The 25,435-nt window shown below is 59.8% G+C and carries 25 protein-coding genes and 2 pseudogenes; 14 read left to right on the forward strand and 13 right to left on the reverse strand.

Features of this window, described 5'->3' with window-relative positions; translation table 11 throughout:
• The first annotated feature begins 116 nt into the window (after positions 1-116).
• Positions 117-1,241: a GNAT family N-acetyltransferase gene (locus CRX69_RS12450; RefSeq protein WP_107322096.1), complete on the forward strand. Its 1,125-nt coding sequence runs from the start codon at positions 117-119 to the stop codon at positions 1,239-1,241.
• 16 nt (positions 1,242-1,257) lie between these two features.
• Here the strand turns inward: CRX69_RS12450 and aqpZ are convergent, their stop codons facing one another.
• From aqpZ to CRX69_RS12475, 5 genes are all read right to left on the reverse strand, one after another.
• Positions 1,258-1,947 (reverse strand): aquaporin Z, encoded by a 690-nt coding sequence (gene aqpZ, locus CRX69_RS12455; protein WP_107322097.1) that lies wholly within the window; start codon positions 1,945-1,947, stop codon positions 1,258-1,260.
• A gap of 368 nt (positions 1,948-2,315) precedes the next feature.
• The gene (locus CRX69_RS12460) at positions 2,316-4,148 is read right to left on the reverse strand and encodes an ABC transporter ATP-binding protein (RefSeq protein ID WP_047227920.1); all 1,833 of its coding nucleotides are present in this window, start codon (positions 4,146-4,148) and stop codon (positions 2,316-2,318) included.
• 84 nt (positions 4,149-4,232) lie between these two features.
• The gene (locus CRX69_RS12465; RefSeq protein WP_047227919.1) at positions 4,233-4,796 is read right to left on the reverse strand and encodes a peptidylprolyl isomerase; all 564 of its coding nucleotides are present in this window, start codon (positions 4,794-4,796) and stop codon (positions 4,233-4,235) included.
• A gap of 4 nt (positions 4,797-4,800) precedes the next feature.
• Complete coding sequence (locus tag CRX69_RS12470; RefSeq protein WP_047227918.1) at positions 4,801-5,604, reverse strand: alpha/beta fold hydrolase; 804 nt, start codon at positions 5,602-5,604, stop codon at positions 4,801-4,803.
• A 14-nt stretch (positions 5,605-5,618) separates the two neighbouring features.
• Positions 5,619-6,542, reverse strand: coding sequence for a PA3225 family LysR-type transcriptional regulator (locus CRX69_RS12475; RefSeq protein ID WP_107322098.1), 924 nt, complete (start codon positions 6,540-6,542; stop codon positions 5,619-5,621).
• A 50-nt stretch (positions 6,543-6,592) separates the two neighbouring features.
• On the opposite strand from CRX69_RS12475, the gene CRX69_RS12480 reads away from it, so the two are divergent.
• The 3 genes from CRX69_RS12480 (at position 6,593) to CRX69_RS12490 (ending at position 8,873) form a co-directional block, all read left to right on the forward strand.
• Positions 6,593-6,907, forward strand: coding sequence for a hypothetical protein (locus tag CRX69_RS12480; RefSeq protein ID WP_047227916.1), 315 nt, complete (start codon positions 6,593-6,595; stop codon positions 6,905-6,907).
• A 151-nt stretch (positions 6,908-7,058) separates the two neighbouring features.
• A complete protein-coding gene (locus tag CRX69_RS12485; protein WP_047227915.1) occupies positions 7,059-7,658 on the forward strand; it encodes an FMN-dependent NADH-azoreductase in 600 nt (199 codons plus the stop codon).
• 348 nt (positions 7,659-8,006) lie between these two features.
• Positions 8,007-8,873 (forward strand): carboxylate/amino acid/amine transporter, encoded by an 867-nt coding sequence (locus CRX69_RS12490; RefSeq protein WP_107322099.1) that lies wholly within the window; start codon positions 8,007-8,009, stop codon positions 8,871-8,873.
• 116 nt (positions 8,874-8,989) lie between these two features.
• Here the strand turns inward: CRX69_RS12490 and CRX69_RS12495 are convergent, their stop codons facing one another.
• The gene (locus CRX69_RS12495) at positions 8,990-10,288 is read right to left on the reverse strand and encodes a mechanosensitive ion channel family protein (protein WP_047227913.1); all 1,299 of its coding nucleotides are present in this window, start codon (positions 10,286-10,288) and stop codon (positions 8,990-8,992) included.
• Positions 10,289-10,481: 193 nt separating this feature from the next.
• On the opposite strand from CRX69_RS12495, the gene CRX69_RS12500 reads away from it, so the two are divergent.
• Positions 10,482-11,828, forward strand: a complete 1,347-nt coding sequence (locus tag CRX69_RS12500; RefSeq protein WP_107322100.1) for a DEAD/DEAH box helicase — start codon at positions 10,482-10,484, stop codon at positions 11,826-11,828.
• A gap of 236 nt (positions 11,829-12,064) precedes the next feature.
• Here the strand turns inward: CRX69_RS12500 and CRX69_RS12505 are convergent, their stop codons facing one another.
• Positions 12,065-12,340: a hypothetical protein gene (locus tag CRX69_RS12505; protein WP_047227911.1), complete on the reverse strand. Its 276-nt coding sequence runs from the start codon at positions 12,338-12,340 to the stop codon at positions 12,065-12,067.
• A gap of 290 nt (positions 12,341-12,630) precedes the next feature.
• Here CRX69_RS12505 and CRX69_RS12510 point away from each other — a divergent pair, with 290 nt between their 5' ends.
• The 5 genes and pseudogenes from CRX69_RS12510 (at position 12,631) to CRX69_RS27590 (ending at position 15,938) form a co-directional block, all read left to right on the forward strand.
• Positions 12,631-14,337: a ShlB/FhaC/HecB family hemolysin secretion/activation protein gene (locus CRX69_RS12510; protein WP_107322101.1), complete on the forward strand. Its 1,707-nt coding sequence runs from the start codon at positions 12,631-12,633 to the stop codon at positions 14,335-14,337.
• Between the two features lie 24 nt (positions 14,338-14,361).
• Positions 14,362-14,766, forward strand: a pseudogene (locus tag CRX69_RS12515) (two-partner secretion domain-containing protein); the annotation flags it as partial.
• Between the two features lie 118 nt (positions 14,767-14,884).
• Positions 14,885-15,148, forward strand: a complete 264-nt coding sequence (locus tag CRX69_RS12520; RefSeq protein WP_107322103.1) for a MafI family immunity protein — start codon at positions 14,885-14,887, stop codon at positions 15,146-15,148.
• A gap of 229 nt (positions 15,149-15,377) precedes the next feature.
• Positions 15,378-15,749: pseudogene (locus tag CRX69_RS12525) on the forward strand (ShlB/FhaC/HecB family hemolysin secretion/activation protein); the annotation flags it as partial.
• A gap of 24 nt (positions 15,750-15,773) precedes the next feature.
• On the forward strand, positions 15,774-15,938 hold the full coding sequence (locus tag CRX69_RS27590) for a hypothetical protein (protein WP_157952123.1): 165 nt from the start codon (positions 15,774-15,776) through the stop codon (positions 15,936-15,938).
• 111 nt (positions 15,939-16,049) lie between these two features.
• On the opposite strand, the gene CRX69_RS12530 is transcribed toward CRX69_RS27590, so the two are convergent.
• On the reverse strand, positions 16,050-16,322 hold the full coding sequence (locus tag CRX69_RS12530; RefSeq protein ID WP_047227909.1) for a hypothetical protein: 273 nt from the start codon (positions 16,320-16,322) through the stop codon (positions 16,050-16,052).
• A gap of 253 nt (positions 16,323-16,575) precedes the next feature.
• On the reverse strand, positions 16,576-17,307 hold the full coding sequence (locus CRX69_RS12535) for a DUF899 domain-containing protein (protein WP_107322104.1): 732 nt from the start codon (positions 17,305-17,307) through the stop codon (positions 16,576-16,578).
• A 187-nt stretch (positions 17,308-17,494) separates the two neighbouring features.
• Between CRX69_RS12535 and CRX69_RS12540 the strand changes: the two genes are divergently transcribed.
• Positions 17,495-17,887, forward strand: a complete 393-nt coding sequence (locus CRX69_RS12540; protein ID WP_076385904.1) for a transcriptional regulator — start codon at positions 17,495-17,497, stop codon at positions 17,885-17,887.
• A 136-nt stretch (positions 17,888-18,023) separates the two neighbouring features.
• Here the strand turns inward: CRX69_RS12540 and CRX69_RS12545 are convergent, their stop codons facing one another.
• The 3 genes from CRX69_RS12545 to CRX69_RS12555 all read right to left on the reverse strand — a co-directional run bounded on the left by CRX69_RS12545 (position 18,024) and on the right by CRX69_RS12555 (position 20,086).
• Positions 18,024-18,890 (reverse strand): DUF6279 family lipoprotein, encoded by an 867-nt coding sequence (locus tag CRX69_RS12545; RefSeq protein ID WP_076385902.1) that lies wholly within the window; start codon positions 18,888-18,890, stop codon positions 18,024-18,026.
• Between the two features lie 96 nt (positions 18,891-18,986).
• The gene (locus CRX69_RS12550; RefSeq protein WP_107322105.1) at positions 18,987-19,703 is read right to left on the reverse strand and encodes a TorF family putative porin; all 717 of its coding nucleotides are present in this window, start codon (positions 19,701-19,703) and stop codon (positions 18,987-18,989) included.
• A gap of 194 nt (positions 19,704-19,897) precedes the next feature.
• Positions 19,898-20,086, reverse strand: a complete 189-nt coding sequence (locus tag CRX69_RS12555) for a hypothetical protein (protein WP_018607615.1) — start codon at positions 20,084-20,086, stop codon at positions 19,898-19,900.
• Between the two features lie 352 nt (positions 20,087-20,438).
• Here CRX69_RS12555 and CRX69_RS12560 point away from each other — a divergent pair, with 352 nt between their 5' ends.
• Together CRX69_RS12560 and CRX69_RS12565 are read left to right on the forward strand one after the other, a co-directional pair.
• Complete coding sequence (locus CRX69_RS12560) at positions 20,439-21,275, forward strand: CvfB family protein (protein WP_047227905.1); 837 nt, start codon at positions 20,439-20,441, stop codon at positions 21,273-21,275.
• A 430-nt stretch (positions 21,276-21,705) separates the two neighbouring features.
• A complete protein-coding gene (locus CRX69_RS12565) occupies positions 21,706-23,151 on the forward strand; it encodes an NCS1 family nucleobase:cation symporter-1 (RefSeq protein ID WP_047227904.1) in 1,446 nt (481 codons plus the stop codon).
• Here CRX69_RS12565 and CRX69_RS12570 read toward each other — a convergent pair whose 3' ends face one another.
• Positions 23,152-24,324, reverse strand: a complete 1,173-nt coding sequence (locus tag CRX69_RS12570) for an MFS transporter (protein WP_047227903.1) — start codon at positions 24,322-24,324, stop codon at positions 23,152-23,154. It lies immediately after the preceding gene.
• 103 nt (positions 24,325-24,427) lie between these two features.
• Here CRX69_RS12570 and ptrR point away from each other — a divergent pair, with 103 nt between their 5' ends.
• Positions 24,428-25,321, forward strand: a complete 894-nt coding sequence (gene ptrR, locus CRX69_RS12575) for a putrescine utilization regulator PtrR (protein WP_047227902.1) — start codon at positions 24,428-24,430, stop codon at positions 25,319-25,321.
• Positions 25,322-25,435 lie beyond the last annotated feature (114 nt).

Genomic DNA, 25,435 nt, shown 5'->3' on the forward strand with positions numbered 1-25,435 from the left:
GTTTCATCCGTTATAGCTCCTTTGAACCCCGCCTCTGGCGGGGTTTTTTTTTTACGTCCGTCCGCTCAGGATCGGCGATACTCGCCCCATCCGCATTCTGGATATCGGGGAGCCGCATGCCGCTACACGTTCTGGACAGCCTGTCCGCCATCGCGCCGCAAGAGTGGGACGCGCTGGTGCCCGCCAATCAACCTTTCCTGCGCCACGCTTTCCTCACGGCCCTGCAAGACAGTGGCAGCCTGGGCCCGCAATCAGGCTGGCAGGCCGAGCATCTGCTGCATATTGAAGACGGGCGTGTGCTGGCGGCTCTGCCCAGTTATCGCAAGTGGCATTCCTACGGCGAGTACGTGTTCGACCATGCCTGGGCCGACGCCTGCGCCCGGGCCGGGATCGACTATTACCCCAAGCTGTTGACGGCGGTGCCGTTCAGCCCGGTCAGTGGCCCGCGGCTGCTGGCGGCGAGTGGGGAAGACGGGTTGGAGTTGCTTGCCAGCCTGCCGGGTTATCTGGAAATCGAATCGCTCTCCAGTGCCCACATCAACTTCACCGATGCCTTTACCGACGCAGCGCTGGCCGGGCAGGAGGGCTGGCTGCAGCGGATTGGTTGCCAGTACCACTGGCGCAATCGCGGGTATCGGGACTTTCAGGATTTTCTCGACGCGCTCAGTTCCCGCAAACGCAAGCAGATGCGCAAGGAACGTGAGCAAGTGGCGGGGCAGGGCATCGATTTCCAATGGCTGGAAGGTCATCAACTGGACCAGGCCCAGTGGGATTTTGTCTACGCCTGTTACGCCAATACTTACGCGGTGCGTCGGCAAGCGCCGTACCTGACCCGGACGTTTTTCAGTCTGCTGGCCGAGCGCATGCCCGAGGCCATTCGCGTGGTGTTGGCCAAGCAAGGTTCACGGCCGGTGGCGATGGCGTTCAGCCTGGTGGGCGGTGACAGTTTTTATGGGCGTTACTGGGGGTGCCTGGCGGAATTCGACCGTTTGCACTTCGAGACCTGTTTTTATCAGGGCATGGATTACGCCATTGCCCACGGCTTGCAGCGTTTCGATGCCGGTGCCCAGGGCGAGCACAAACTGATTCGTGGTTTCGAGCCGGTGATCACCCGTTCCTGGCACTACTTGCGCCATCCTGGCCTGAAGGCGGCGGTTGCAGACTTTCTGGTCCGGGAGCAGGAGGGCGTGTTGGCGTATGCCGAAGAGGCGAAGACCGCACTGCCTTATCGACAGTGCTGATCTTCGCCGGCGTGACTCAGCTGTTTTCCTTGCCCAGCCAGCGGTAAGCAACACCGCCAACGATGGCGCCCAGCAACGGTGCCACCCAGAACAGCCACAATTGCTCGATGGCCCAGCCGCCGACGATCAGTGCCGGACCGGTACTGCGGGCCGGGTTGACGGAGGTGTTGGTGACCGGAATCGAGATCAGGTGGATGAGCGTCAGGGCCAGGCCGATGGCAATCGGTGCCAGGCCGACTGGCGCACGTTTGTCGGTGGCGCCGAGGATGATCAGGATGAACATTGCCGTCATGACCAGCTCAGTCACAAAGCCGGCCACCATGGAGTACTGACCGGGCGAATGTTCGCCGTAACCGTTCGCTGCCAGGCCGGAAGCGGCCAGGTCGAAGCCTTCCTTGCCGCTGGCGATGAAGTAGATCAACGCGGCGGCGAGCACCCCACCAATGACCTGGGCAATGATGTAGGCAGGCAGTTCCTTGGCCGGAAACCGCCCGCCCACGTACAAGCCCACCGACACGGCCGGGTTCAGGTGGCAACCTGAGATATGGCCGATGGCGAACGCCATGGTCAACACCGTCAGGCCGAATGCCAGGGCAACCCCCAGCACGCCAATCCCGGAAGCGGCCAATACAGCGCTGCCACAGCCGCCCAACACCAGCCAGAACGTACCCAACAACTCAGTCGTTGAACGTTTGAGTAAAGACATAAGCATCCTTGATAGAACAGTCGTGATAATCGGTTATGCATCCAGCAGAGTTACGACAGGTTCATCTCCAGAACCTGGGCTGAGTACAGCAGAACGTTGCGACAAATCCAGCGGCATTAAAAAACCGCCAGAGTCATGGACTGTGGCGGTTTCGTCCTTGGACGGTGGGGAGTATGTGGTTGCGGTGTGGGCTAAATGGATCCTGGACAGAATTTTTCAGAATGGCGCTCGGGCGCTGGGCTGTGGGAGCAAAGCTTGCTCGCGAGGCAGGCGCCTCGGGCCATCCGGGAGACCGCGTCATCTTCATCGCGGGCAAGCCTTGCTCCCACACGACTCCCACGCCTCCTGTCTGTAGAAGCCAACCCGGTTCAGTCGATGCCCACAAACCCACCCGTCTGATGCTGCCACAGCCGCGCATACAACCCGCCATGGGCCAGCAGTTCGGCATGGCTGCCGGTCTCGGCGATGCGGCCGTTTTCCAGCACCACCAGCCGGTCCATTCGCGCGATGGTGGAGAGGCGGTGGGCGATGGCGATCACGGTCTTGCCTTGCATCAGGGTCTCGAGGCTTTCCTGGATCGCCGCTTCGACTTCCGAGTCCAGTGCTGACGTCGCTTCGTCCATGATCAGGATCGGCGCATCCTTGAGCAGCACCCGTGCGATGGCAATACGCTGACGCTGGCCGCCGGACAGCTTCACCCCGCGTTCACCCACATGGGCATCGAAACCGCTGCGGCCTTCAGCGTCCGACAGCAGCGGGATGAACTCATCGGCCCGGGCCTTGTGCACCGCCGCCCAGAGTTGCGCATCGGTGGCGTCGGGTTTGCCGTAGAGCAGGTTGTCGCGAATGGAACGGTGCAGCAGCGACGTGTCCTGGGTGATCATGCCGATGCGCTCGCGCAGGCTTTCCTGGCCCACTTCTGCGATGTCCTGCCCGTCGATCAGAATGCGTCCGCCTTGCACGTCATACAGACGCAGCAGCAGGTTCACCAGCGTGGATTTGCCCGCACCGGACGGGCCGATCAGGCCGATCTTTTCCCCCGGCTTGATCACCAGGTTCAAGTCGCCGATCACCCCGCTTTTCTTGCCATAGTGGAAATCCACATGCTCGAAGCGCACTTCGCCACGGGCCACCGCCAAAGGCTTGGCCTGGTCGCGGTCGGTAACGCTGACGGGCTGGGCGATGGTCTGCAAACCGTCCTGGACCATGCCGATGTTTTCGAAGATGCCATTGACCACCCACATGATCCAGCCGGACATGTTGACGATACGAATCACCAACCCGGTCGCCAGGGCAATCGCGCCCACGCTGATCAGCGACTGGGTCCAGAGCCACAGGGCCAGCGCCGTGGTGCCGACGATCAGCAGCCCGTTCATGCTGGTGATGACCACGTCCATGCTGGTGACCACGCGGCCGGCCAATTGGGCTTTCTCGGTCTGCTCCTGGATGGCTTCGCGGGCGTATTGCTGTTCGAAGTTGGTGTGGGCGAACAGCTTCAGCGTGGTGATGTTGGTGTAGCCGTCGACGATCCGGCCCATGAGTTTGGAGCGGGCATCGGACGATACGACGGAGCGCTCCTTGACCCGCGGCACGAAGTAGCAGAGTGCACCGATGTAGGCGGCGATCCAGATCAGCAGCGGGATCATCAGGCGCCAGTCGGCTTCGGCAAACAGCACCAGTGAGCTGATGGCGTAGATCAGCACGTGCCACAGCGCGTCCACGGCCTGCACCGCTGAGTCGCGCAAGGAGTTGCCGGTCTGCATGATGCGCTGGGCGATGCGTCCGGCGAAGTCGTTCTGGAAAAAGTTCAGGCTCTGCTTGAGCACGTAGCTATGGTTTTGCCAGCGGATCAGGCTGGTCATGCCGGGGCTCAAGGTCTGGTGCACCAGCAGGTCATGCAAGGCCACGAAGATCGGCCGGAAAACCAGCGCCACCACCGCCATCCACGCCAGCTCCAGGCCGTGGAGCTTGAAGAAGTCCACGTTCGGCGTGCCCTGGGTCAGGTCGATGATGCGGCTCAGGTAGCTGAACAGCGCCACCTCGATCAGTGCGCCGATCAGGCCCACCACCAGCAGCACGGCGAAGCTGGGCCAGACTTGTTTCAGATAATAGATGTAGAAGGGCAGGACGCGGTTCGGTGGTGCCGAGGTCGGGGCGTCGCGGAAAATGTCGATCAGTGTTTCGAAACGGCGATAAACCATGGGTACATAGCCCGGGCCGGGCTCTCCTTCTTTCCTGTGAGCGGCGCGGGATCGCCGCCGCCGCTCAGGCTTGCCCTGTGCTGTTTAGTCGATGCGCTTGGCCGACTTGATGATCACAGGATCGATCGGCACGTTTTGCATGCCTTGTTTGGTGGTGGTCTGGGAGTTGACGATGATGTCCACCACGTCCATGCCCTTGACCACTTTGGCGAACACTGCGTAACCGGCGTCGCGGCCCGGGTCGAGGAACGCATTGTCGGCCACGTTGATGAAGAACTGGCTGGTGGCCGAGTTCGGGTTGGAAGTACGCGCCATCGACAAGGTGCCACGAACGTTATGCAGGCCATTGCTGGCTTCGTTCTTGATCGGTGCCTTGGTGTCTTTCTGTTGCATCTGTTGGGTGAAACCGCCGCCCTGGGCCATGAAGCCCGGGATCACGCGGTGGAAAATCGTGTTGTTGTAGAAGCCGCTGTCCACGTACTCAAGGAAGTTCTTGGTACTGATCGGCGCCTTGACCGGATCCAGCTCGATTTCGATCTGACCGTTGGTGGTGTCCAGCAATACGTGGGGCGCCGTGGTCGGCTGTGCGGCCATCAGGTTGGCGGCAAACAGGACGGAGCCGGCGGCGAGGGCGATTTTTTTCAGCATGGGTTCAGTGATCCTGAGTAGTTGAGTCGATTGCGGTCAAAAATTCGAGCAGGGTTTGGTTGAAGCGCTCGGGTTGATCCAGCGGGGTCGCGTGCCGTGAGTCGGCAATGACCACCAGCCGGGCATCGGGCAGCAGTTTCACATAGGCCTCTTTCAAGGCCACGGGGGTGTAGTCGTGGTCGGCGCAAATGACGAGGGTTGGACAGGCCACCTGCGACAGTCGTTCCTGAACCCCCCAACCCACAATGGCATCGAAGCTGGCGAGATAAGCACGTTTGTCGTTTTTTGCCCAGCGCCGGGCCATTTCCAGGCGTAACTCGGTCTGTTGCGGTTTGGGGAACAACTTGGCGCCCAGGGCCTTGCCAATGGTTTCAAGGCTCAGAAGGCGCATCAGGCTCCAGCGCTTGAACCATTGCCAGCAGTCATCAGGCGTGCGGACTTTGACTTGCGGCGCGCTGTTGACGATGCACAGGCTCTTGACCCGCCCTGGCTCATCCACGGCCAGTTGAAAACAAATCATGCCGCCCATGGACCAGCCCACCAGATGCACCGGGCCCAGGTCCAGGTGTTCGAACAGGGCGATCAGGTCGGCGCTGAAACCTTCGATGCTGTAAGGCCCGCGAGGTTTGTCGGAGCGTCCATGACCACGCACGTCCACCACGATCAAACGGTAGTGGGCGGACAATACCGGGATCTGTTTTTCCCAGTCGCGGGTGCTCGAGCCCAGCCCGTGGACCAGGATCAAGGGCGCGCCGTGGCCGTATTCCTCGTAGTGCAGGTTGCAATCTTCGTGGGCGAAATAGGCCATTGGCAAAATCCTTGTCAGGCTTGTTCAGGGGCGGCGAACGGCGCATCCAGCGGCGCGGTGTCGAAGGTGCGCAGCAGTTCGATGAGGATTTGCGTGGCCGGGCCCAAGGGTTTTTCCTTGTTGGAAAAAAGATAGAAGGTGGAGTTGCGAGTGCCGCCCTGTTCCAAGGGTAAACGCTTGAGCAAGCCTTCCTTGAGTTCCCGCTCGATCATGTGCCGCGGCAGCCAGGCGAAGCCCAGGCCGCTGCCGACGAACGTCGCGGCGGTGGCCAGGCTGCCGACGGTCCAGCGTTGCTCGGCACCCAGCCACCCGACGTCGCGGGGTTGCTGGCGACCGGAGTCGCGGATCACCACCTGCAATTGGCTTTCCAGATCCTGGAAGTTCAGTTCGCGGTTGAGGCGATGCAGGGCGTGTTCGGGATGGGCCACCGCGACGAATTCAACATCGCTCAGTTCGGCGCCCAGGTAACCGGGAATGCTGAAGCCGCTGATGGCCAGGTCCGCCACGCCTTCGAGCAGCACTTCCTCGACACCCGATAGCACTTCTTCGCGCAAGCGCACGCGACAGCCACGGCTTTGCGGCATGAACGCGGTCAAGGCGCGTACGAGGCGGGCGTTGGGATAGGCGGCATCGACCACCAGCCGCACTTCCGCTTCCCAGCCTTGCTCCATGTGATGGGCCAGGTCTTCCAGTTGGCTGGCCTGTTTCACCAATTGACGGGAACGACGCAGCAATACGCCGCCGGCTTCGGTCAACACGGCCTTGCGCCCATCGATACGCAGCAACGGCACGCCGAGCTGGTCCTGCATGCGGGCCACGGTGTAACTCACCGACGACTGGGAGCGGTGCAGCACCTCGGCGGCCTGGGCGAAGCCGCCGTGGTCGACCACCGCTTGCAAGGTTCGCCATTGATCCAGGGTCACGCGGGGCGCTTTCATATTGAGCTCCTCTTGTCCTAAGCTGGCGGTCCCTTGGTGGAGACTGCCTAATGAAAAAAATCTGTTGTGTGGTGCTGGCCCTGTTGCCGCTGACTGCGTTCGCGTACCCGATCGATGTGGAAAAACACCTCAACGGCCTGAGCATCGACTACACCGCCTATGACACCGACGCCGACATCGGCTCCATTCAGGTCAACAACTACGGCGGCACCGACGCGGCCTGCACTGTGGTGTTTCGCAACGGCCCTGAAGCACCACGTACCCGCAAGATCGAAGTCGCCGCCGGCAAGTTCAAGAACGCCACCGCCAAGTTCAACCGCAACATCATCAAGCTGCGCATCACACTGACCTGCCAGCCGAAATAAGTCGGTGACACAGGAGCGAGCCAATCCTTGCTCCGCTTATAAACGAATTTATCGATGTTTTGCAGCAATTATTTGCGCTTTTTGATCGATGTAACCATGTTTAAGCTTCACTCCATCGACTGACAACATTCTCCGATGGAGGCTACAACCCATGTCCCGCGTTCTGATCATCGAAAGCAGTGCCCGCCAGCAAGACTCGGTTTCCCGTCAACTGACCCAGACCTTCATCAACCAATGGAAAGCTGCGCACCCGGCCGATGAAATCAGTGTTCGTGACCTGGCCATCCATCCGGTACCGCACCTGGACGCCAATCTGCTTGGGGGCTGGATGAAGCCCGTCGAGCAGCGCAACGACATCGAAAACGCTTCCCTGGAACGCTCCAACCAGTTGACCGATGAATTGCTGGCCGCTGACGTGCTGGTGATGGCTGCGCCGATGTACAACTTCGCCATCCCGAGTACCTTGAAAGCCTGGCTGGACCACGTACTGCGTGCCGGTGTGACCTTCAAGTACACCCCCACCGGTCCCCAGGGCCTGCTGACCGGCAAACGTGCCTTCGTCCTGACCGCTCGCGGCGGCATTCATGCCGGCGCCAGCTCCGACCATCAGGAACCCTACCTGCGTCAGGTCATGGCCTTCATCGGCATCCACGACGTGACCTTCATCCATGCCGAGGGCATGAACCTGGGCGGTGATTTCCAGGAGAAGGGCTTGAATCAGGCCAACGCCAAGCTGTCCCAGGTCGCCTGATCCGTTAATCCTCAGGTAATCGCCAGGTGGTCTAGTGGCCTGGCGCTCCCTTCAAGCTGTTTTGCGCATCGAACCTCCCTTTGCACTTGTTGCTCCTGAGTGCAGTCGCCCGATTGAACGCTTTAGCGAGATCGGGCTTTTTTTTGCCTGCAATTCCAGGCCAGCCACACAACCCTGTGGGAGCGAGCCTGCTCGCGATTGCAGTGTGACTGTGTAAGAGAAATCACCTGACACTCCGCCATCGCGAGCAGGCTCGCTCCCACAGGGTTCAGTGCCTGGGTTGGCTACTGCGGTTAGCGACAACCGGCAAAAACCGCTATCTTCGCCGCCATCCGAAACGAGGGGCGTATGGGCTATCTACTTTTTGTCACGCTGATTCAGGCGTTTTCCTTCAGTCTGATTGGCGAATACCTGGCCGGGCATGTCGACAGTTACTTCGCGGTGCTGGTGCGGGTTGTGCTGGCGGGGCTGGTGTTCATTCCGCTGACCCGCTGGCGTCAGGTGGAACCGTCGTTCGTGCGCGGCATGCTGTTGATCGGCGCCTTGCAGTTCGGCGTGACCTACGTGTGCCTGTACTTGAGCTTTCGTGTGCTGACGGTGCCTGAGGTCCTGCTTTTCACCATCCTGACGCCGCTGCACGTGACCCTGATCGAAGACGCGCTCAATCGTCGCTTCAATCCCTGGGCCTTGATCGCGGCGCTGGTGGCGGTGGCTGGCGCGGCGGTGATTCGTTACGACCGGATCAACCCGGATTTCTTCATGGGCTTTTTGCTGCTGCAACTGGCCAACTTCACCTATGCGGCCGGGCAGGTGCTGTACAAACATCTCGTCGCTCGCCATCCCAGCGACCTGCCGCACTACCGGCGTTTCGGCTACTTCTACCTCGGCGCACTGGCGGTGGCGTTGCCGGCCTTCCTGATGTTCGGCAAGGCGGATTTCTGGCCAGAAGCACCGCTGCAATGGGGCGTACTGATATTCCTCGGCCTGGTCTCTACCGCTTTGGGGCTTTACTGGTGGAACAAAGGCGCGTGCATGGTCAACGGCGGCACGCTGGCGGTGATGAACAACCTGCATGTGCCGGTGGGGTTGCTGGTCAACCTGCTGATCTGGAACCAGCACGAGGAACTGGGGCGGTTGCTGCTGGGCGGGTCGGTGATATTAGCGGCGGTGTGGATCAGTCGGTTGGGGGTACGCCAGCCGCTGCCTGCACACTGAACCCCTGTGGGAGCGAGCCTGCTCGCGAAGCGTCGTATCAGTCGCTGTATCTGTTGTCTGACACTGCGCTTTCGCGAGCAGGCTCGCTCCCACCGGGGATCTCTGCGACTTGAAGGTCAAACCACCTGCTTCTGCGGCTCCGGCAGAGGACTGGCCCCCAATGCCGCCGGCAACAGCCCCGAACGCAGATCCATGCCACTGGGCTGTTGATACAGGTTCAACCCGAACTCCGGCATTACCGCCAGCAGGTAATCGAAAATATCCCCCTGGATACGCTCATAGTCGGCCCACGCAGTGGTGCGGGTGAAGCAGTAGATTTCCAGCGGGATGCCCTGGGCCGTGGTCTGCATCTGGCGGACCATGCAGGTCATGTTTGGCTGGATGTCCGGGTGGCTTTTCAGATACGCCAAGGCGTAGGCGCGGAAGGTGCCCAGGTTGGTCATGCGCCGGCGGTTGGCCGACATCGCCGCGACGTTGCCCTGGGCTTCGTTCCAGGCCTTGAGTTCGGCCTGTTTGCGGCTGATGTAATCGGTCAGCAGATGAACCTGGGTCAGGCGCTGTTCTTCCTCGTCCTGCAAAAACCGCACGCCGCCGGCGTCGATGAACAGGCTGCGCTTGATCCGCCGCCCGCCAGATTGCTGCATGCCGCGCCAGTTCTTGAACGACTCGGACATCAGGCGCCAGGTGGGGATCGAGACGATGGTCTTGTCGAAGTTCTGCACCTTGACCGTGTGCAGCGTGATGTCCACCACATCACCGTCGGCCCCCACCTGAGGCATCTCGATCCAGTCACCGACCCGCAGCATGTCGTTGCTGGTCAACTGCACGCTGGCGACGAACGACAGCAAGGTGTCCTTGTAGACCAACAGAATCACCGCCGACATGGCCCCCAAACCCGACAGCAGCAATAGCGGTGAGCGGTCAATCAGGGTGGCAACAATGATGATCGCGCCAAACACATACAGCACCATTTTCGTCAGTTGCACGTAGCCTTTGATCGAGCGGGTGCGGGCGTGTTCGGTGCGGGCGTAGACATCCAGAAGGGCGCTGAGCAGGGCGCTGATGGCCAGCACCATGAACAGGATGGTGAAAGCCAGGGCAACATTGCCCAGGAAAATCATGCTGGTCTTGCTCAGTTCCGGCACCAGGTGCAGGCCGAACTGGATGACCAGCGAGGGCGTCATCTGCGCCAGGCGATGGAAAACCTTGTTCTGGCGCAGGTCGTTGACCCAGTGCAGGGCCGGCTGGCGACCCAGCAACTTGGCACCGTGCAGGATCAGGTAACGCGCCACGCGCCCCAGCACCAGGGCAATCACCAGCAGCAGTATCAGTGCAAGGCTGGAATGCAGGAGGGGATGCTTATCGAGAGCACCCCAAAGGTCTTGAATGTTGACCCAGAGCTGTTTGATGTCCATGGACGAAACGGTTCTTCTATAAAGACGCGACGGTGCGATTAGAGCATTTAAGCCAGGTTAAGTGACCCTTGATGACGAATCGGCTCACAAAAAAGCCACTGATTAGCGCCGTTCGTATAAAGAAACTCGGCCTTCGCGCTCGAAACCGTTACCCTATGCAGCTGTTTTTTTGCATTTCTTCGAGGTAGCACCCGTGTTTTCCCAATTCGCCCTGCACGAACGCCTGCTCAAAGCCGTGGCCGAGCTTAAATTTGTCGAGCCAACGCCGGTGCAGGCAGCGGCTATTCCGCTCGCGCTCCAGGGGCGTGATCTGCGGGTGACGGCGCAGACCGGCAGCGGCAAGACCGCGGCGTTCGTGTTGCCGATCCTCAACCGCCTGATCGGCCCGGCCAAGGTTCGCGTCAGCATCAAGACCCTGATCCTGCTGCCGACCCGTGAACTGGCCCAGCAAACGCTCAAGGAAGTGGAACGCTTCTCGCAGTTCACCTTCATCAAGTCCGGCCTGATCACCGGTGGCGAAGACTTCAAGGTCCAGGCCGCTATGTTGCGCAAAGTACCGGACATCCTGATCGGCACGCCAGGGCGGATGATCGAGCAACTGAACGCCGGCAACCTCGACCTGAAAGAAGTCGAAGTACTGGTGCTGGACGAAGCCGACCGCATGCTCGACATGGGTTTTGCCGAAGACGTGCAGCGCCTGGTGGATGAATGCGTCAACCGCCAGCAGACCATGCTGTTCTCCGCCACCACTGGCGGTTCGGGCCTGCGGGAAATGATCGCCAAGGTGCTGAACAACCCTGAGCACTTGCAGCTCAACGCGGTCAGCCAGCTGAACTCCACGACCCGTCAGCAGATCATCACCGCTGACCACAACCAGCACAAAGAACAGATCGTGAACTGGCTGCTGGCCAACGAAACCTACGAAAAAGCCATCGTGTTCACTAACACCCGCGCCATGGCCGACCGCATCTACGGTCGCCTGGTGGCCCAGGAATACAAGGCGTTCGTGCTGCACGGCGAGAAGGACCAGAAAGACCGCAAGCTGGCCATCGACCGCCTCAAGCAGGGCGGCGTGAAAATCCTCGTCGCCACCGACGTCGCCGCCCGCGGCCTGGACGTGGAAGGCCTGGACATGGTCATCAACTTCGACATGCCCCGCAGCGGCGACGAATACGTGCACCGTATCGGTCGTACCGGACGCGCCGGCAACGATGGCCTGGCGATTTCGCTGATCTGCCATGGCGACTGGAACCTGATGTCGAGCGTCGAGCGCTACCTCAAGCAGAGCTTCGAGCGCCGCACCATCAAGGAAGTCAAAGGCACCTACGGCGGACCGAAAAAGGTCAAGGCCTCGGGCAAGGCCGTTGGCGTGAAGAAGAAAAAGGTCGACGCCAAGGGCGACAAGAAGAAAACCGGCGCCAAGGCCCCGACCAAGCGCAAGATCGCCAACCGTCCGAAGACCGACGCTTTGTCGCTGGTCAGCAAGGACGGCATGGCCCCACTCAAGCGCCGCAAGCCGGAGGCGCCAGCGGCTGAGTGAAGCTGCGTCAGCGCTTGATAAAAAGAACCGGACCTTGAGTCCGGTTTTTTATGGATAACTGAATCTGACGCAAAACCCGTGGCGAGGGAGCTTGCTCCCGCTGGGCTGCGCAGCAGCCCCAACAAAGTGGAATTTACAATCATCTAACGAGTTGACGCTTCGATTTCAGGGGGCGCTTCGCACCCAGCGGGAGCAAGCTACCTCGCCACAAAAGCAAGCTGTATCCGCTCCGGGCGTCACCCCGCTTTCTTCTCAGCATTCTTGAGCTCTTGAAGACGCTCATCAATCAACTGGCACTTGTCCGGCACATCTTTGCTGGCGGTCTCCAGGTCCATGGCCTGCAGTTCCTTATTCATTTCCTTAGCCTTCTCCGGGTTCTGTTCGGTGAGCCTGGTCACTTCCTTGGCCAATTGTTCACGCTTGGCGGTGGCTTGCTCGGGCGTGCAAGTGGCCCAGGCAGGCAGGGCGCAGGTGAGGGTGGCGGCGAGGGTGAGTTTGAGGAGGGTTTTCATGGCAGGGGCCTCGTATTCCTTGTTGGGCTGATAAGGGGTTGAGGCCACGCGAGGGTGGAAAGTTCATTGGCTGGATGTTGCGAGGCACGCCCGCGATTGTTTCTGTCCCTCTCGCAGGCAGTTTCCGGTTCCGCATCGGACCTTTCGTACTTCCGTGGGGGAGGCGTCTTATTTCAGATGGATGGTTTCGGTAATAGTCCCGCGGACTCAAACAAATAGTTGACGTCAAAATGATGGCTAATTAGTATCGCGCCACTATTTTGATATCGTTTTTGCTAGAGGGATCTAACATGTCCTCCCCCTTACTTTGGGCGAGGTTGTGCGTAGCTTTGCTGTGCCTTTCTCCGCTTCCCCTTGCTCACGCTGCCCCCACCCCCGGCGAAACCGACCTTATCCGCGAGCGTCAGAACCGCTTGCTCGAAGAGCAGCGTCAACGTCTGGAAGAACTCAAGGACTTACCCGGCAAGGCGGAGAAACCGGCCCAGCCAACAGCGCCTGCCGATGCCCGATGTTTCCCCATCAAGACCATCGAACTAAAGGGCGCCGACAGTCTGTCGGCCAGTGAGCGGGAAGCGTTGCTCAAACCTTACATCGGCCAATGCCTGGGCGTGACGCAGCTCAATGAACTGCTCAAAGTCATCACCGATCGCTACATCGAAAAAGGCCTGGTCACCAGCCGGGCCTATTTACCGCAGCAGGATTTGTCCGGCGGGCATTTAAGCGTGCTGGTGGTCGAAGGGCGGCTAGAAGGCTTGAAGGGCGCCGAGAACAGCAAGCTCTCGGACCGTGAATTGGCGATGGCCTTTCCTGGCAAGACCGGCGAGTTGGTCAACCTGCGAGAGATCGAGCAGATGGTCGATCAGCTCAATCGCCTGCCATCGAATCAGGCGAAGATGGAGCTGACCCCCGGCCAGAACGTCGGTGGCAGTGAAGTGCGCGTCACCAACGAAGTACAAAAGCCCTGGCGTGCCGGGCTGTCGCGTAGCAACGACGGCCAGCGCAGCACCGGCGAGCAGCAGTGGGGCACCAGTTTTGAGTGGGACAGCCCGCTGGGCTTGGCCGACCAGTTGATGTTGCGCGGTGGTCACGATGCGATGACCGACCACCAACACACCTCCAACAACGCCATGCTCTATTACAACTTGCCTTTTGGCTGGTGGAACGTCAGCTACACCTACAGTCGGAGCGAGTACCGCTCGCAGATCCCGGCCAACGGTTTCAACTTCAAGCAGACCGGCGACAGCCAGAACCATCAGTTGCGAGTCGAACGGGTGATTCACCGCGACGCCCTGAGCAAGACGTCTCTCAACACCGGCCTGGCCTACCTGCGCACCAATAACTTCATTGAAGACAGCAAACTGGACGTCAGCAGCAATCGCCTGAGTGAAGGGCAGTTCGGCATCAACCATGGCCGACGGGTCGGCAGTGCTTTCGTCAACCTGGACCTGGGTGTGCAGCAAGGCATCGGCGCTTTCGATGCCCAGGGCGATCACGATCCGGGTCCCGGCCAGGCCGACGCCCGTTATCGCAAATACACCGCTACCGTCAGCTACCTGCAACCGTTCAAGTTGTGGGGCGAATCGTTCAGTTTCAGCAGCCTGATGACCGGCCAGCGCAGCGAGGACGTGCTGTTCAGCCCCCAGCGCATGAGCCTGGGCGGGCAATCGTCGATTCGTGGCTACAAGGACCAGTCGCTATCCGGCGACAGCGGTGGTTATTGGCGCAACGACCTGCGCTGGAGCCGCCCGGTGACGCTGGAGTGGTGGCGCCCGGTGTTCGCTGAATACGGCACCAGCCTCGGTTACGACCAAGGCGTGATTCGTGGCGGCCGCTACAACGACGACCAGCACGGGCGCATGTCGAGCAATTCTCTGGAGTTGTTCGCCCGCGGCCAGCACCTGAGCGCCAGCGTCACCTTCGCCCATTCCCTGGAACGCCCGGATGCCCTGACCGAGCGCGAAGCGCCGATCTACTTCCGCGTGGATGTATTCCTTTAATTCCTGCTGCAACGAGACTCGATCATGGACGACCGCCAACACGCCTTTCTGGCCTGCCAGCCTTCTGCTGCCTTGCAAACCCGCGAGTACTTCTGGGGCATGCCCAAACGCGGCCTGGCGTTCCTGTTGGCCAACGTTATGTTCTGGCAACCGCTGTGGGCCCAGGCTGACGGCATCGTGGTCAGCGCGCCGGGCACAGGCCTGGACCGGGCCGGCAACGGCGTGCCCATCGTCAACATCGCCAAGCCCAACGGTAGCGGCCTGTCCCACAACCAGTTCAAGGATTACAACGTCGGCAGCAACGGCGTAATCCTCAACAACGCCACCGCCCGCACCCAGTCCACCCAGTTGGGCGGGATCATCCTCGGCAACCCGAACCTCAATGGCACGGCGGCCAAGACCATCCTCAACGAAGTCAACGGCGGCAACTGAGGTGCGAGATGGGGTTCGTATGCGTGTTGTTTACCAACCCGCGATAAGTAATGTTGTAACTGCATTTCCTGATAATGCACCTATACCACCTTATAAATCTATTAAGTAGGCTGCTATGTACTCGCAACGAATATTAAAGCTAGGTGCTAAATTTGAAGGGCGTTTGGAAGCGGTATTTCTGGCGGGGGCATTGGACTATGTCAAGTACAATGAAGAGAGCTTGGCGTTAGAGATTTTTTGTGAGCATATTTGTGAGTACGATGTAGCGCTGAGTGTTGATGAGTTTAAAGAGATTCAGGAGTTAGCATTGGATATGGGGTTTGAACTTGGAAATGCTCCTTTTAAATATTTGCAGGCGCTAACAAAGACTGAAGAGTAACGTTGAGTACATCTCGAGGAAAAGGGACAGATTTGAATGGCACTTACTTAACCTTCTTCAGGTACCCATTCTTCTTGACCTCAGCCCTTGCTGCTCGACGAGTTGTCATCAGCAAGGGATAAGGCTTGGGTCTTCGTTTTATAGCGCAAGATTCGATTCTGTCTGGGCGATTTCCTACACGCTTCTTGGTAATCAACTTAAGCAGAAAAACGGGGACAGACCCTGAGGGATCCTGTTCAGCCCCCAGCGCATGAGCCTGGGCGGGCAATCGTCGATTCGTGGCTACAAGGACCAGTCGCTGTCCGGCGACAGCGGTGGTTATTGGCGCAACGACCTGCGCTGGAGCCGCCCGGTGACGCTGGAGTGGTTGCGCCCGGTGTTCGCTGAATACGGCACCAGCCTCGGTTACGACCAAGGCGTGATTCGTGGCGGCCGCTACAACGACGACCAGCACGGGCGCATGTCGAGCAATTCGCTGGAGTTGTTCGCCCGCGGCCAGCACCTGAGCGCCAGCGTCACCTTCGCCCATTCCCTGGAACGCCCGGATGCCCTGACCGAGCGCGAAGCGCCGATCTACTTCCGCGTGGATGTATTCCTCTAATTCCTGCTGCAACGAGACTCGATCATGGACGACCGCCAACACGCCTTTCTGGCCTGCCAGCCTTCTGCTGCCTTGCAAACCCGCGAGCACTTCTGGGGCATGCCCAAACACGGCCTGGCGTTCCTGTTGGCCAACGTTATGTTCTGGCAACCGCTGATGACGAACGGGGACAGACCACGTTTTCTATGATGTAGAAACGTGGTCTGTCACCGTTTTTCTCTTATTGTTTGTGAAAAGTATGCAAAGTGTATCTCCCTTATTCGAGCACGAAATGGGCGACCCAAAGGTCGCCCGTTTTCGTTATTCAGCAGCCTGCGCCCGCAACCGCCTCCCAATCACGTCCATCACATCACACCCATCACGCAACGCTATCGTCAGCATCTTGCAAAAGTCCGAAAGCACCAGCGTATCGGAGCTGATATCCGAACGGAACGCGATATTTTCCAGCAGTTGGGTCACGGTGCGGATGCGGTAGTCGGCGGTTTCGAAGAGGACATCGAGCGGGGCTTCGGTGTCGATGAGCAGGGTGGCCGGGGTGCAGTCAATTCCGGTGATGGACATGTATCTGGTCATAGTCAGAGCCTCGAAAGTTGATTGAGTCTCTCTGTAGGTCGGGTCGCCAAACCCGGTCGCTTTTTTGGGTGACGAAGGACTATAGAGCGATCCACTCTTGAGCCACAAGACACCGCTTTCCGAGCTTCATGTAGGACCTTTGGCCTGGCAGTTGTCGGCTTTGGCTGAGGCCAAGCAGGCAACTGCTGCGCAGTCGAGCGGGAGCAAGCTCCCTCGCCACGGGGAGCGCGCTCGACTTGCGCGGGTTGGCGTATCAGCCATGGCAGCAGCTATGAGGCTTGGCCTCTTCGTATTTATCGTGATGCCGCACCCAGTCCATGATTTCGTCTTCGTTGCGGCCCTTGGGCGTGAGATCCAGGTAGTTGTAGGTGCCGACCAGGATGTCGAGGCCGCGGGCGTAGGTGGAGTAGGTGTGGAAGATGTCGCCGGCTTTGTTGCGATAGAAGACGCTTAGGCCGGGGAGTTCGCCTTCGGTGGTGTCGGTTTTTTCGTAGTTGTAGGTGGCTTTTCCGGCGGCGGTGTCTTCGGGTTTGAAGCTGACGCCGAAGTCGTAGTTGAAGTCGCAGCCTTCTGACGAGACCCAGTCGAAGGCCCAGCCCATGCGACGTTTGAACGGCTGGAACTCGGCGAACGGCGCGCGGGAGACGGCGACCACGGCGACGTCGTGGTGGGCCAGGTGTTGGTTGGCGCCGTCGATGTGGTCGGACAGGAATGAGCAGCCATCACAGCCTTCTGTCCAGCCGGGGCCGAACATGAAGTGGTAGATGATCAGTTGGCTGCGGCCGCCGAACAGGTCGGCCAGGCTCAGTTCGCCGTTGGGGCCCTGGAAACGGTAGGGTTTTTCGATTTTTACCCAGGGCAGGGCGCGGCGTTCTGCGCTGAGTTTGTCGCGTTCGCGGGTGAAGGCTTTTTCGTGGATCAGGTGCTGGCGACGGGCGGCGAGCCATTCTTCCCGCGAGACGACGGCATGATTTTCTACGTTCATGGTGAATTCTCCTGCGTGGCAGAGCCGCTGATTCGGCACTTCTGTCAGTGGTCGTTTGGCCCGGGGGGAATTCGACAGGCCGTTGGTCGGCTTGGGCAATAGCCCACCGGTAAGCCCGGCTGAACGGCAGCGCAGCGCCTGGGTCACACTTTAAGTAGGCATCTCACTCTTTGGAGGATGGACCAGGATGACGACTTATAACTGGGACTTGATCGAACGGTTGTTGCACGAAGTGCAAAACGGCGCCGGCCACAGCTTTACCCCTCGGCCTTATGCGGAGCAGTACGCGGCAGAGAAGGCAGCCGCAGGCGAGCCGATCGAGAACCTCGATCATCTGAAAGCGGTCGCCGGGGAGTACGAAAAGCTGCTGTTGGAGCGTAACTATATCGAGCCTCGGCCGGAGGAAGAGGGCGGTAACGGCGAGAACTTTGTGCTGACGCCCCGTGGCTCGCGGTTGTTGAGCCTGATCGACAGCAGCATCCCGGGCAATGATCATCCGCGCCAGGTGCTGGATGAGCAGGAAGATGCGCTGGATGAGTTTACTTTTGATGAGGTGGCTTCGAAGGCGCAGATTGCCTGACAGGCCTGCACTGAGCCCTGTGGGAGCGAGCTTGCTCGCGATAGCGGTCTGACATCAACAGGTGTGTTGCCTGTTCTGCCGCTATCGCGAGCAAGCTCGCTCCCACATTCGATCTCCCACATGCATCTCAGTGGTTTTATGAGCGTGCTGCCTTCAGGCACTTCAAATCACTGAAATCCTTTTTCACCCGGTCGATTTTCCTCAGCAAATGTTCGCGCTGCGTCGGGGTGCTGTCGGCCATCACGTCCACCAGCAGGCTGCGGGCCTGGGCTTCGGTTTTGTCGAAGGCCTGGCGGTAGGCGGGGGTCCAGAGGCTTTCGCGGTCGACCAGCAGTTGCTCGATGCGCTTGGGGAAATCGGGGCTGTGGCGTTGGGCCACAGCTTCGCTGAACTGGTTTTGCCAGTGCGCGCGGTTGGCGATCCATTGCTGGTTTTGATCGCCCAAGGCTCGGGACCAGGCCTGCACGCGTTGGCGCTGGGTTTCGCTTAGCGGGCCGAGCCAGTCGTTCAGGCGTTTCTCCATGCGTTCGCTGCGCTCCTGGATTTGCTGCTGCAACGTCGGCTTGAGGTATTGCTGCTGGCGTTTGCGTTGGTCTTTGACGAACGCGGCGTCCATGTCCGCGACCTGATCGTCGTTCAACCCCTGCAATAACTCGATGGCCGACGGGGTGATTTCCCGGGCGGTTTCGGCGATGGCGGCCTTGGCTTCCCGGGTACGCTGTTGCAGGGCCTGGTCGGTCACCTGGTTGGTTTGCACCATGTTCTTCAAGCGGTCCAGCCAGTCAAGGTAGCCGGGCAGTTGTGTGGTGCAATGCCAGTTCAAGTGTTCATTGAGACGGTCGTTGAACCAGTCCTTTTGCTCGCCATTGATGTCCAGATAGTCGTTGAGCGTCCAGGGGATGATCAGGTCGAGGTTGCGGTAGGCCAGGCCCACGCGGCTGCAGGCGGTGACGGTGAGCAGCAGGGCCATGAGGAGGGCGATGCGGGTGAACCAGCGCGACATGAGCGAGTCCTTGCGAAGGCATGGGTTGCGAAGGCGTAACTGTCTTGTTTGAGCATGGCAGGTGCGCGGCAGTTCAGCCGATCGAATAAGTAACGCTTAGTAAAAAGGGTGGGCCATCTTGAGGGTCAGCAGGCCGTCGCATTCGCTGTTGTGGCCGGAGTACGCCGAGCAACGGCTGCCGCTCAGGCTGGAGTCGCTGTAGATCAGGTCCAGGTCGATGCCTCTCCAGGGGCGGGAAATTTTCAACGACCAGTCACTGAAACTGCCTACATAACCGTCCTCCACCGACACCGGTGAGTTGTACTGGTGGGTGGTGTATTTGGCGCTGACGCCAATGCCAAACGGCACGTTGCCGCCCAGGTCGGCAAACAAGGTGCTGTTCTGTTTATCCGGGTCGTTGCTGAAGGCCGCGCCGAAACGGCTGCCCAGTACGGTCAGGCCACCGAAGAATTCCTGGCTGTCGAGCGTGTCGAGGGTGGGGTAGCTGTAGTGGATCAGGCCGATTTCGTAACCCAGGGTCTGGTCGAAGGGCTGTTTGAAGCCCATGTAGGAATCGACTTCAAGATTGCTCGATGGGCTCAGGCCAACGCTGGGCGACCACTGGCCCACGTACCAGCCGCTGTCGTGGCTCAGGTCCAGGCCGCCATGAAACGAGCCGGTGCTTGACGGCGTGACCAGGCCCTGGGCCATGCTGCGGCTGGGCGTGGTGCCGAGTTTGAGGTCGAAGTCGCCGAGCTCGCCCTGAAACACCTGCCCATGGGCGAGAGGGCAGGCCAGCAGGCTGAGCGTCAGGGAGACAATGGGAATGCGCATGCTTCACTCCATGGATAGCGAGGAGCAGGATCGGTCATCAAGCTGAAACACTTGAGCTAGAGAGGTGCAAGCATACCGGCGAAAGCTCGGCAGCGAAGGCCGTTCGTCGATTCTTGCAGGATGAGGGTAAGCGGGGAGGTTCCAGTCCAAGCGCTTCGAAGCTCAAAGCGCTTTGGGACCAGGTGACGCGCGGGTTACTTTTTGCCCAGGCTGATCTGCTTGGACGGGCCGAATGTCTGGCCGCTGACGCCCTTGGCAATTTGCTGGATTTCACCGCCGGACTTGAGGAATGCAGCGATCTGGTCGTTGATAGACTCGCTGGTTTCCACGGCTGGAGCGGGCTTTGCTTTGCTGTTGGATGCTTTTACGCGCATGACGGCCATTAACCTGTAAATAATTAATTGGGCCAGGCATCGTACAGGAAATACTTGACAATTGCTTGGCAAATATACTCCCTCAATTATCACGCCGGGTGCTGGAATAAGGCGTGGTGTATGCCGTCATTATTGCCCTAAGCCACTGTTTTAAATAGCAACCCTCTGGACTGTATAACTTAAAAACGGCTGGCCGAAACGGCCTGGAGGGCCGTTGTCCGCCTGACGAATGGCCGCATACGCGAGGAAAACCCAGGGAAATCAACGGCTGCACAAGGCCCTTCCGGCCGCCCGCGCCAGAGGCCACGAATCACGCCGCAAAACCGGGTAGAATGCCGCCCACGCAATGAGGGTATTGGAAATGGCTTTAGTCGGGCGCTACAACAGTTTGCAAGTGGTTAAACACACTCACTTCGGTTTATATCTGGACGGCGGTGCGGACGGCGAAATTCTGCTGCCCAATCGTTATATCCCCAAGGATATTCCCAGCGAAGATGAAGACTGGCTCAATGTTTTTATTTATCTGGACAGCGACGACAAACTGATCGCTACCACGGAAAAACCCAAGGTTCAGGTCGGAGAGTTTGCCAGCCTGAAAGTGGTTGAAGTCAACAGCATCGGTGTATTCCTGGACTGGGGCCTGCCCAAGGACTTGCTGCTGCCGTATTCCGAAGAAAAGCGCCAGATGACCGCCGGCGAATATTGCGTGGTGCACGTCTACCTCGACAAGCACACCCGCCGCATCACCGCCACGGCGCGCCTGGACCGTTATCTGGACAAGACCCCGGCCAACTACACGCCGGGGCAGGAAGTCGATTTGCTGGTCGCCGAAGCCACCGACATGGGCTTCAAGGCGATCATCAATAACAAGCACTGGGGCCTGATTCACAAGAACGAAATCTTCAAGTTCATGCGCGCCGGCAAGCAGGAAAAAGGTTTCATCAAGGAAATCCGCCCGGACGGCAAGATCAGCTTGAGTTTGCAACCGGTGGGTCAGGAAGCGGCGACCAGCCTCAATGCCAAGATCCTCGCCAAGTTGCGCGAAAACAACGGCACGCTGCCGGTCAGCGACAAGAGCGACCCGGTGCTGATCAGCAGCCTGTTTGGTGTCAGCAAGGGCAACTTCAAGAAAGCCATTGGTGCGCTCTACAAGAATGGGCAAATTGTCATTCATGCTGATCGGATTGAGTTGAGCTGATCTTCAGTCGAGCCACGGCATCTGTGGCAAGTAAGGATTCATGTGGCCAGGGGAGGCCGCTGTGGGAGCAAGGCTTGCCCGCGATGGAGACGATGCGGTCTTTCTGATACCGAGGCGCCTGTTTCGCGAGCAAGCTTTGCTCCCACAGCGATGCGCCGTTCCTCAAAATCTCCTGGCCACAGGAGCGGTGTTCGGCTCTCCTCTGTATACAAAACCCTGCACCTTTAGCATGCACCCACGCCCTGTTCGTGGGCGCGTGCCTGCTCCTGCCCGGCTTTAGTCCCCGCCACACACCGCAGTTTGTCTCATATTCCCCACCTCTGGCACGCATTCTGCGTAGCAACCCGTATACAAACCATGCCGGCTCCCGTGCGCAGTATGGTGAGCAGGTTGATACGGGGGCACGGCGGTCCTCAAAAGGAGCCTCGCAATGTCCGAGCAACTGCCCAACGGCTACAGCCCTCGTCTCTATAACGAAGACCTGGGTCCGCTGCCGCAGAAATGGAACTGGTACAACATTTTCGCGTTTTGGATGAGTGATGTGCACAGTGTCGGCGGTTATGTGTTCGCTGCCAGCCTGTTCGCGTTGGGGCTGGCGAGTTGGCAGGTGTTGATTGCGTTGCTCTGCGGCATCTGCATCGTGCAGTTGATCGCCAACCTGGTTGCCAAGCCGAGCCAGCAAGCGGCGGTGCCGTATCCGGTGATCTGTCGCCTGGCGTTTGGGGTATTCGGGGCGAATATTCCTGCGGTGATCCGCGGCTTGATCGCGGTGGCGTGGTACGGCATTCAGACGTACCTGGCTTCCAGCGCGCTGATCATTGTGGTGCTGCGGTTTTTTCCTTCCATGGAAGTCTATGCCTCGCCGCAATTTGCCGGATTGTCCTACTTGGGCTGGTTCGGTTTCCTCAGCTTGTGGTTCGTCCAGGCGCTGGTGTTCTGGGCCGGTATGGAGTCGATCCGTCGCTTTATCGACTGGGCCGGACCGGTGGTGTACGCCGTAATGTTCCTGTTGGCGGGTTGGATCGTATGGAAAGCCGGCTGGAGCAACATCAATTTCACTCTGGCGGAGAAGTCCTTGTCCGGCTGGCAAGCGTTCGGTCAGGTGATCGTCGCGACGGCGTTGGTGGTGTCGTACTTCTCCGGTCCGACCCTCAATTTTGGTGATTTCAGTCGCTACTGCCGGAGCATGTCTGACGTGCGCCGTGGCAATTTCTGGGGGCTGCCGGTGAATTTCCTGGCGTTCTCCCTGGTGACCGTGGTGATTGTTTCCGGGACGTTGCCGGTGTTCGGCGAAATGCTCCATGACCCGATCGCCACCGTGGCGCGTATCGACAACGACGTGGCGGTGTTGCTGGGCGCCTTTGCCTTTGTGACTGCCACCATCGGCATCAATATTGTCGCCAATTTTGTATCCCCGGCGTTCGACTTCGCCAACGTCGCCCCCAGCAAGATCAGCTGGCGTGCCGGCGGCATGATTGCCGCGATTGCATCGATATTCATCACGCCGTGGAACCTGTTCAACAACCCCGAAGTGATTCACTACACCCTGGACGTGCTGGCAGCGTTCATCGGTCCGCTGTTCGGGATTCTGTTGGTGGATTACTACCTGATCAAAAAGCAGCAGATCGACGTCGATGCGCTGTTCAATGACGGGCCCAGCGGGCGCTATTACTACAGCGGCGGCATCAACTGGACGGCGGTCAAGGCGCTGGTGCCGGCGACGTTGATGGGCGTGGCGATTACCTTCACGCCGATGTTGCAACCGATGGCCAATTTCGCCTGGTTCACCGGTTGCTTCCTGGGCGGGGTGTTGTATTTCGCCTTGGCACGGCGTGACTCGACCGTGCACCTGAGCCCATCGCTCGGCCAGGCCTGATTAACGCAGGGCGGTCTGGGCGCAAGGGCTCACCGTACCCCCGCTGGCGGGCCGCAGTAACAGCCCGCCGGCCAGCAGCAGGCCACTGCCGGCAATGATCAGCGCCGGTTGCAAGCCACCGCTGAAGTGGCTGCTCGACGCCGCCAGCAATGGCCCGCTGAGCTGGCCCAAGGCAAAGCAGGCGGTCAACAGGCCCGCGTTGCGCTGGGTGGCGTGGGGTGCCAGTTCCCGGGAACGCAGCATTACCAGTTGCATGCAGGCCAGGAATGGTGCTCCACACAGGATTACGCCCAGCGCCAGCCCCGGCCCGCTGCCCAGCAGGCAGGCGAATACTCCGGCGGCTTGCAGCCAGAGTGTACCGATCAGCCAGCGACCGGTGGTGTTCGGGTTGGGACGACGCAAGCTGACCAGCAACACGCCAGTGGCGGCGGCCAGACCGAAGCAGGGCCAGAACAGGTCTGCTTGCCATTGCCCGTGGAACTGCGCCGAGGCCATCTGCGACAGGAAGGTGGCGGGAATGATGTAGCCCAAGCCGTACAGGGCATACACCACGCCAAGTCGAGCGATGCCACGGTTCGGCGAGGCGCTGACGGGCGCTGTAGCGGTCGCGGCTGCGGCGGGTTGCGGCAGAATCGGCAGAATCACCAGCAGCATCGCCAATGCCACGCCGGCATACACAAGCCACAGGGTCGCGGAGGTCTGGCCGAGCAGGTTCGAGCCCAAGGCGAGCAAACCGGTCAGAAAAATCCCCAACCCTGGGCCGGCAAACACCAGGGCGCCGAGCCGTGGCCGTCCCGCCGCCGCAGCCAAGGGTTGGCTCAGGGCGGTGATCATCACCAACACCCAGGCGCTTGCCACTCCGGTACCAAAGCGCAGTGCCAAGTGTGGCCAGAAGCCCCAGGCCCAGAACGAAGCCAGGGTCAGCAGCACGCACAGCCACAGGCCCCCGATCAAACGCCGCCGCAACTGTTCCGGACGGCGGGCGAACATGGCGTCCAGCGCGCCGAGGAAGTAACCCAGGTAGTTGGCCGCGGCAATCAGACCGGCGGCGGTCAAGTCGATCTGACCTTCGCCGATTAAATGAGGTAACTGCGGCGTTAAGGCGAAGCGACCAATGCCCATGGCCATCATCAGGGCGATGAAACTGCCGAGCAGGCGAATCAGAGGTGACATGGCGGGTCTCCAGCGTTGAGGCGAATGACCGTCAGGCTAGGACTGATTGACTTTCATTAAAAATGAATAATAGTGAGTAACTTGTTCATTTTTGGAGAATGTCGTGGAGTTCAGCCAATTGCGGATTTTCCAGGCCGTGGCCGAGGAAGGCTCCATTACCCGCGCTGCCGAGCGGTTGCATCGGGTGCCGTCGAACCTCTCGACCCGGCTCAAGCAGCTTGAGGAGCAACTGGGCGTGGATCTTTTCCTGCGCGAGCGTCAGCGTTTGCAGCTATCGCCGGCGGGAAAAGTCCTGCTGGACTATGCGATCAAGCTTTTTGCTCTGCACGACGAAGCCCATGCTGCCGTGCAGGGCGGGCAACCGGCCGGGGATTTTGTGTTGGGTACGATGTACAGCACGGCGGCGATTCATTTGCCGGACCTGCTGGCCGGTTATCACCGCACGTACCCGGCGGTGAATTTGCAGGTGCAGTCGGCGCCCAGCGGTGAACTGCTCGAAGGCTTGCTCACCGGGCGCCTTGACGCGGCGCTGGTGGACGGCCCGCTGGAGCTGGCGGGGTTGGACGGGGTGCCGTTGTGCGACGAGCGGCTGGTGCTGATCACCGAGGCCGATCACCCGCCAGTGCGCAGTGCGCTGGATGTTCAGGGCCGCTCGGTATTCACCTTTCGCCAGGGCTGTTCCTACCGCATGCGTCTGGAAGCCTGGTTTGCCCATGACCATGCGGCCATGGGCCGGGCGATGGAGATTGAGTCTTATCAGGGGATGCTGGCCTGTGTGATTGCCGGCTCCGGGGTGGCGCTGATGTCCGAGTCGATGCTCGCCAGCCTGCCGGGCCGCGAGCGTGTGAGGATGCATCCGTTGGCCGAGCCGTTTGCCAGTGCCACGACTTGGCTGATGTGGCGCAAAGGGATGGTGGGGGCCAATCTCACCGCCTGGATTGAACTGCAGCAACAGGCCCGGCCGCGGGCGCCGCTGATGGTGGAACGATCAGCTTGAGCGCCTAGCGTTGGATTTTGATGGATTCAGTAACAGATCATTGCAATGTGTGACGAGCATTGCGTAGGACTTCGGACTATTATCAGTGCGAAGGGGCCACAGAATTTTGCCGCT

The sequence above is a fragment of the Pseudomonas rhizophila genome (genome assembly GCF_003033885.1).
Lineage (GTDB): Bacteria > Pseudomonadota > Gammaproteobacteria > Pseudomonadales > Pseudomonadaceae > Aquipseudomonas > Aquipseudomonas rhizophila.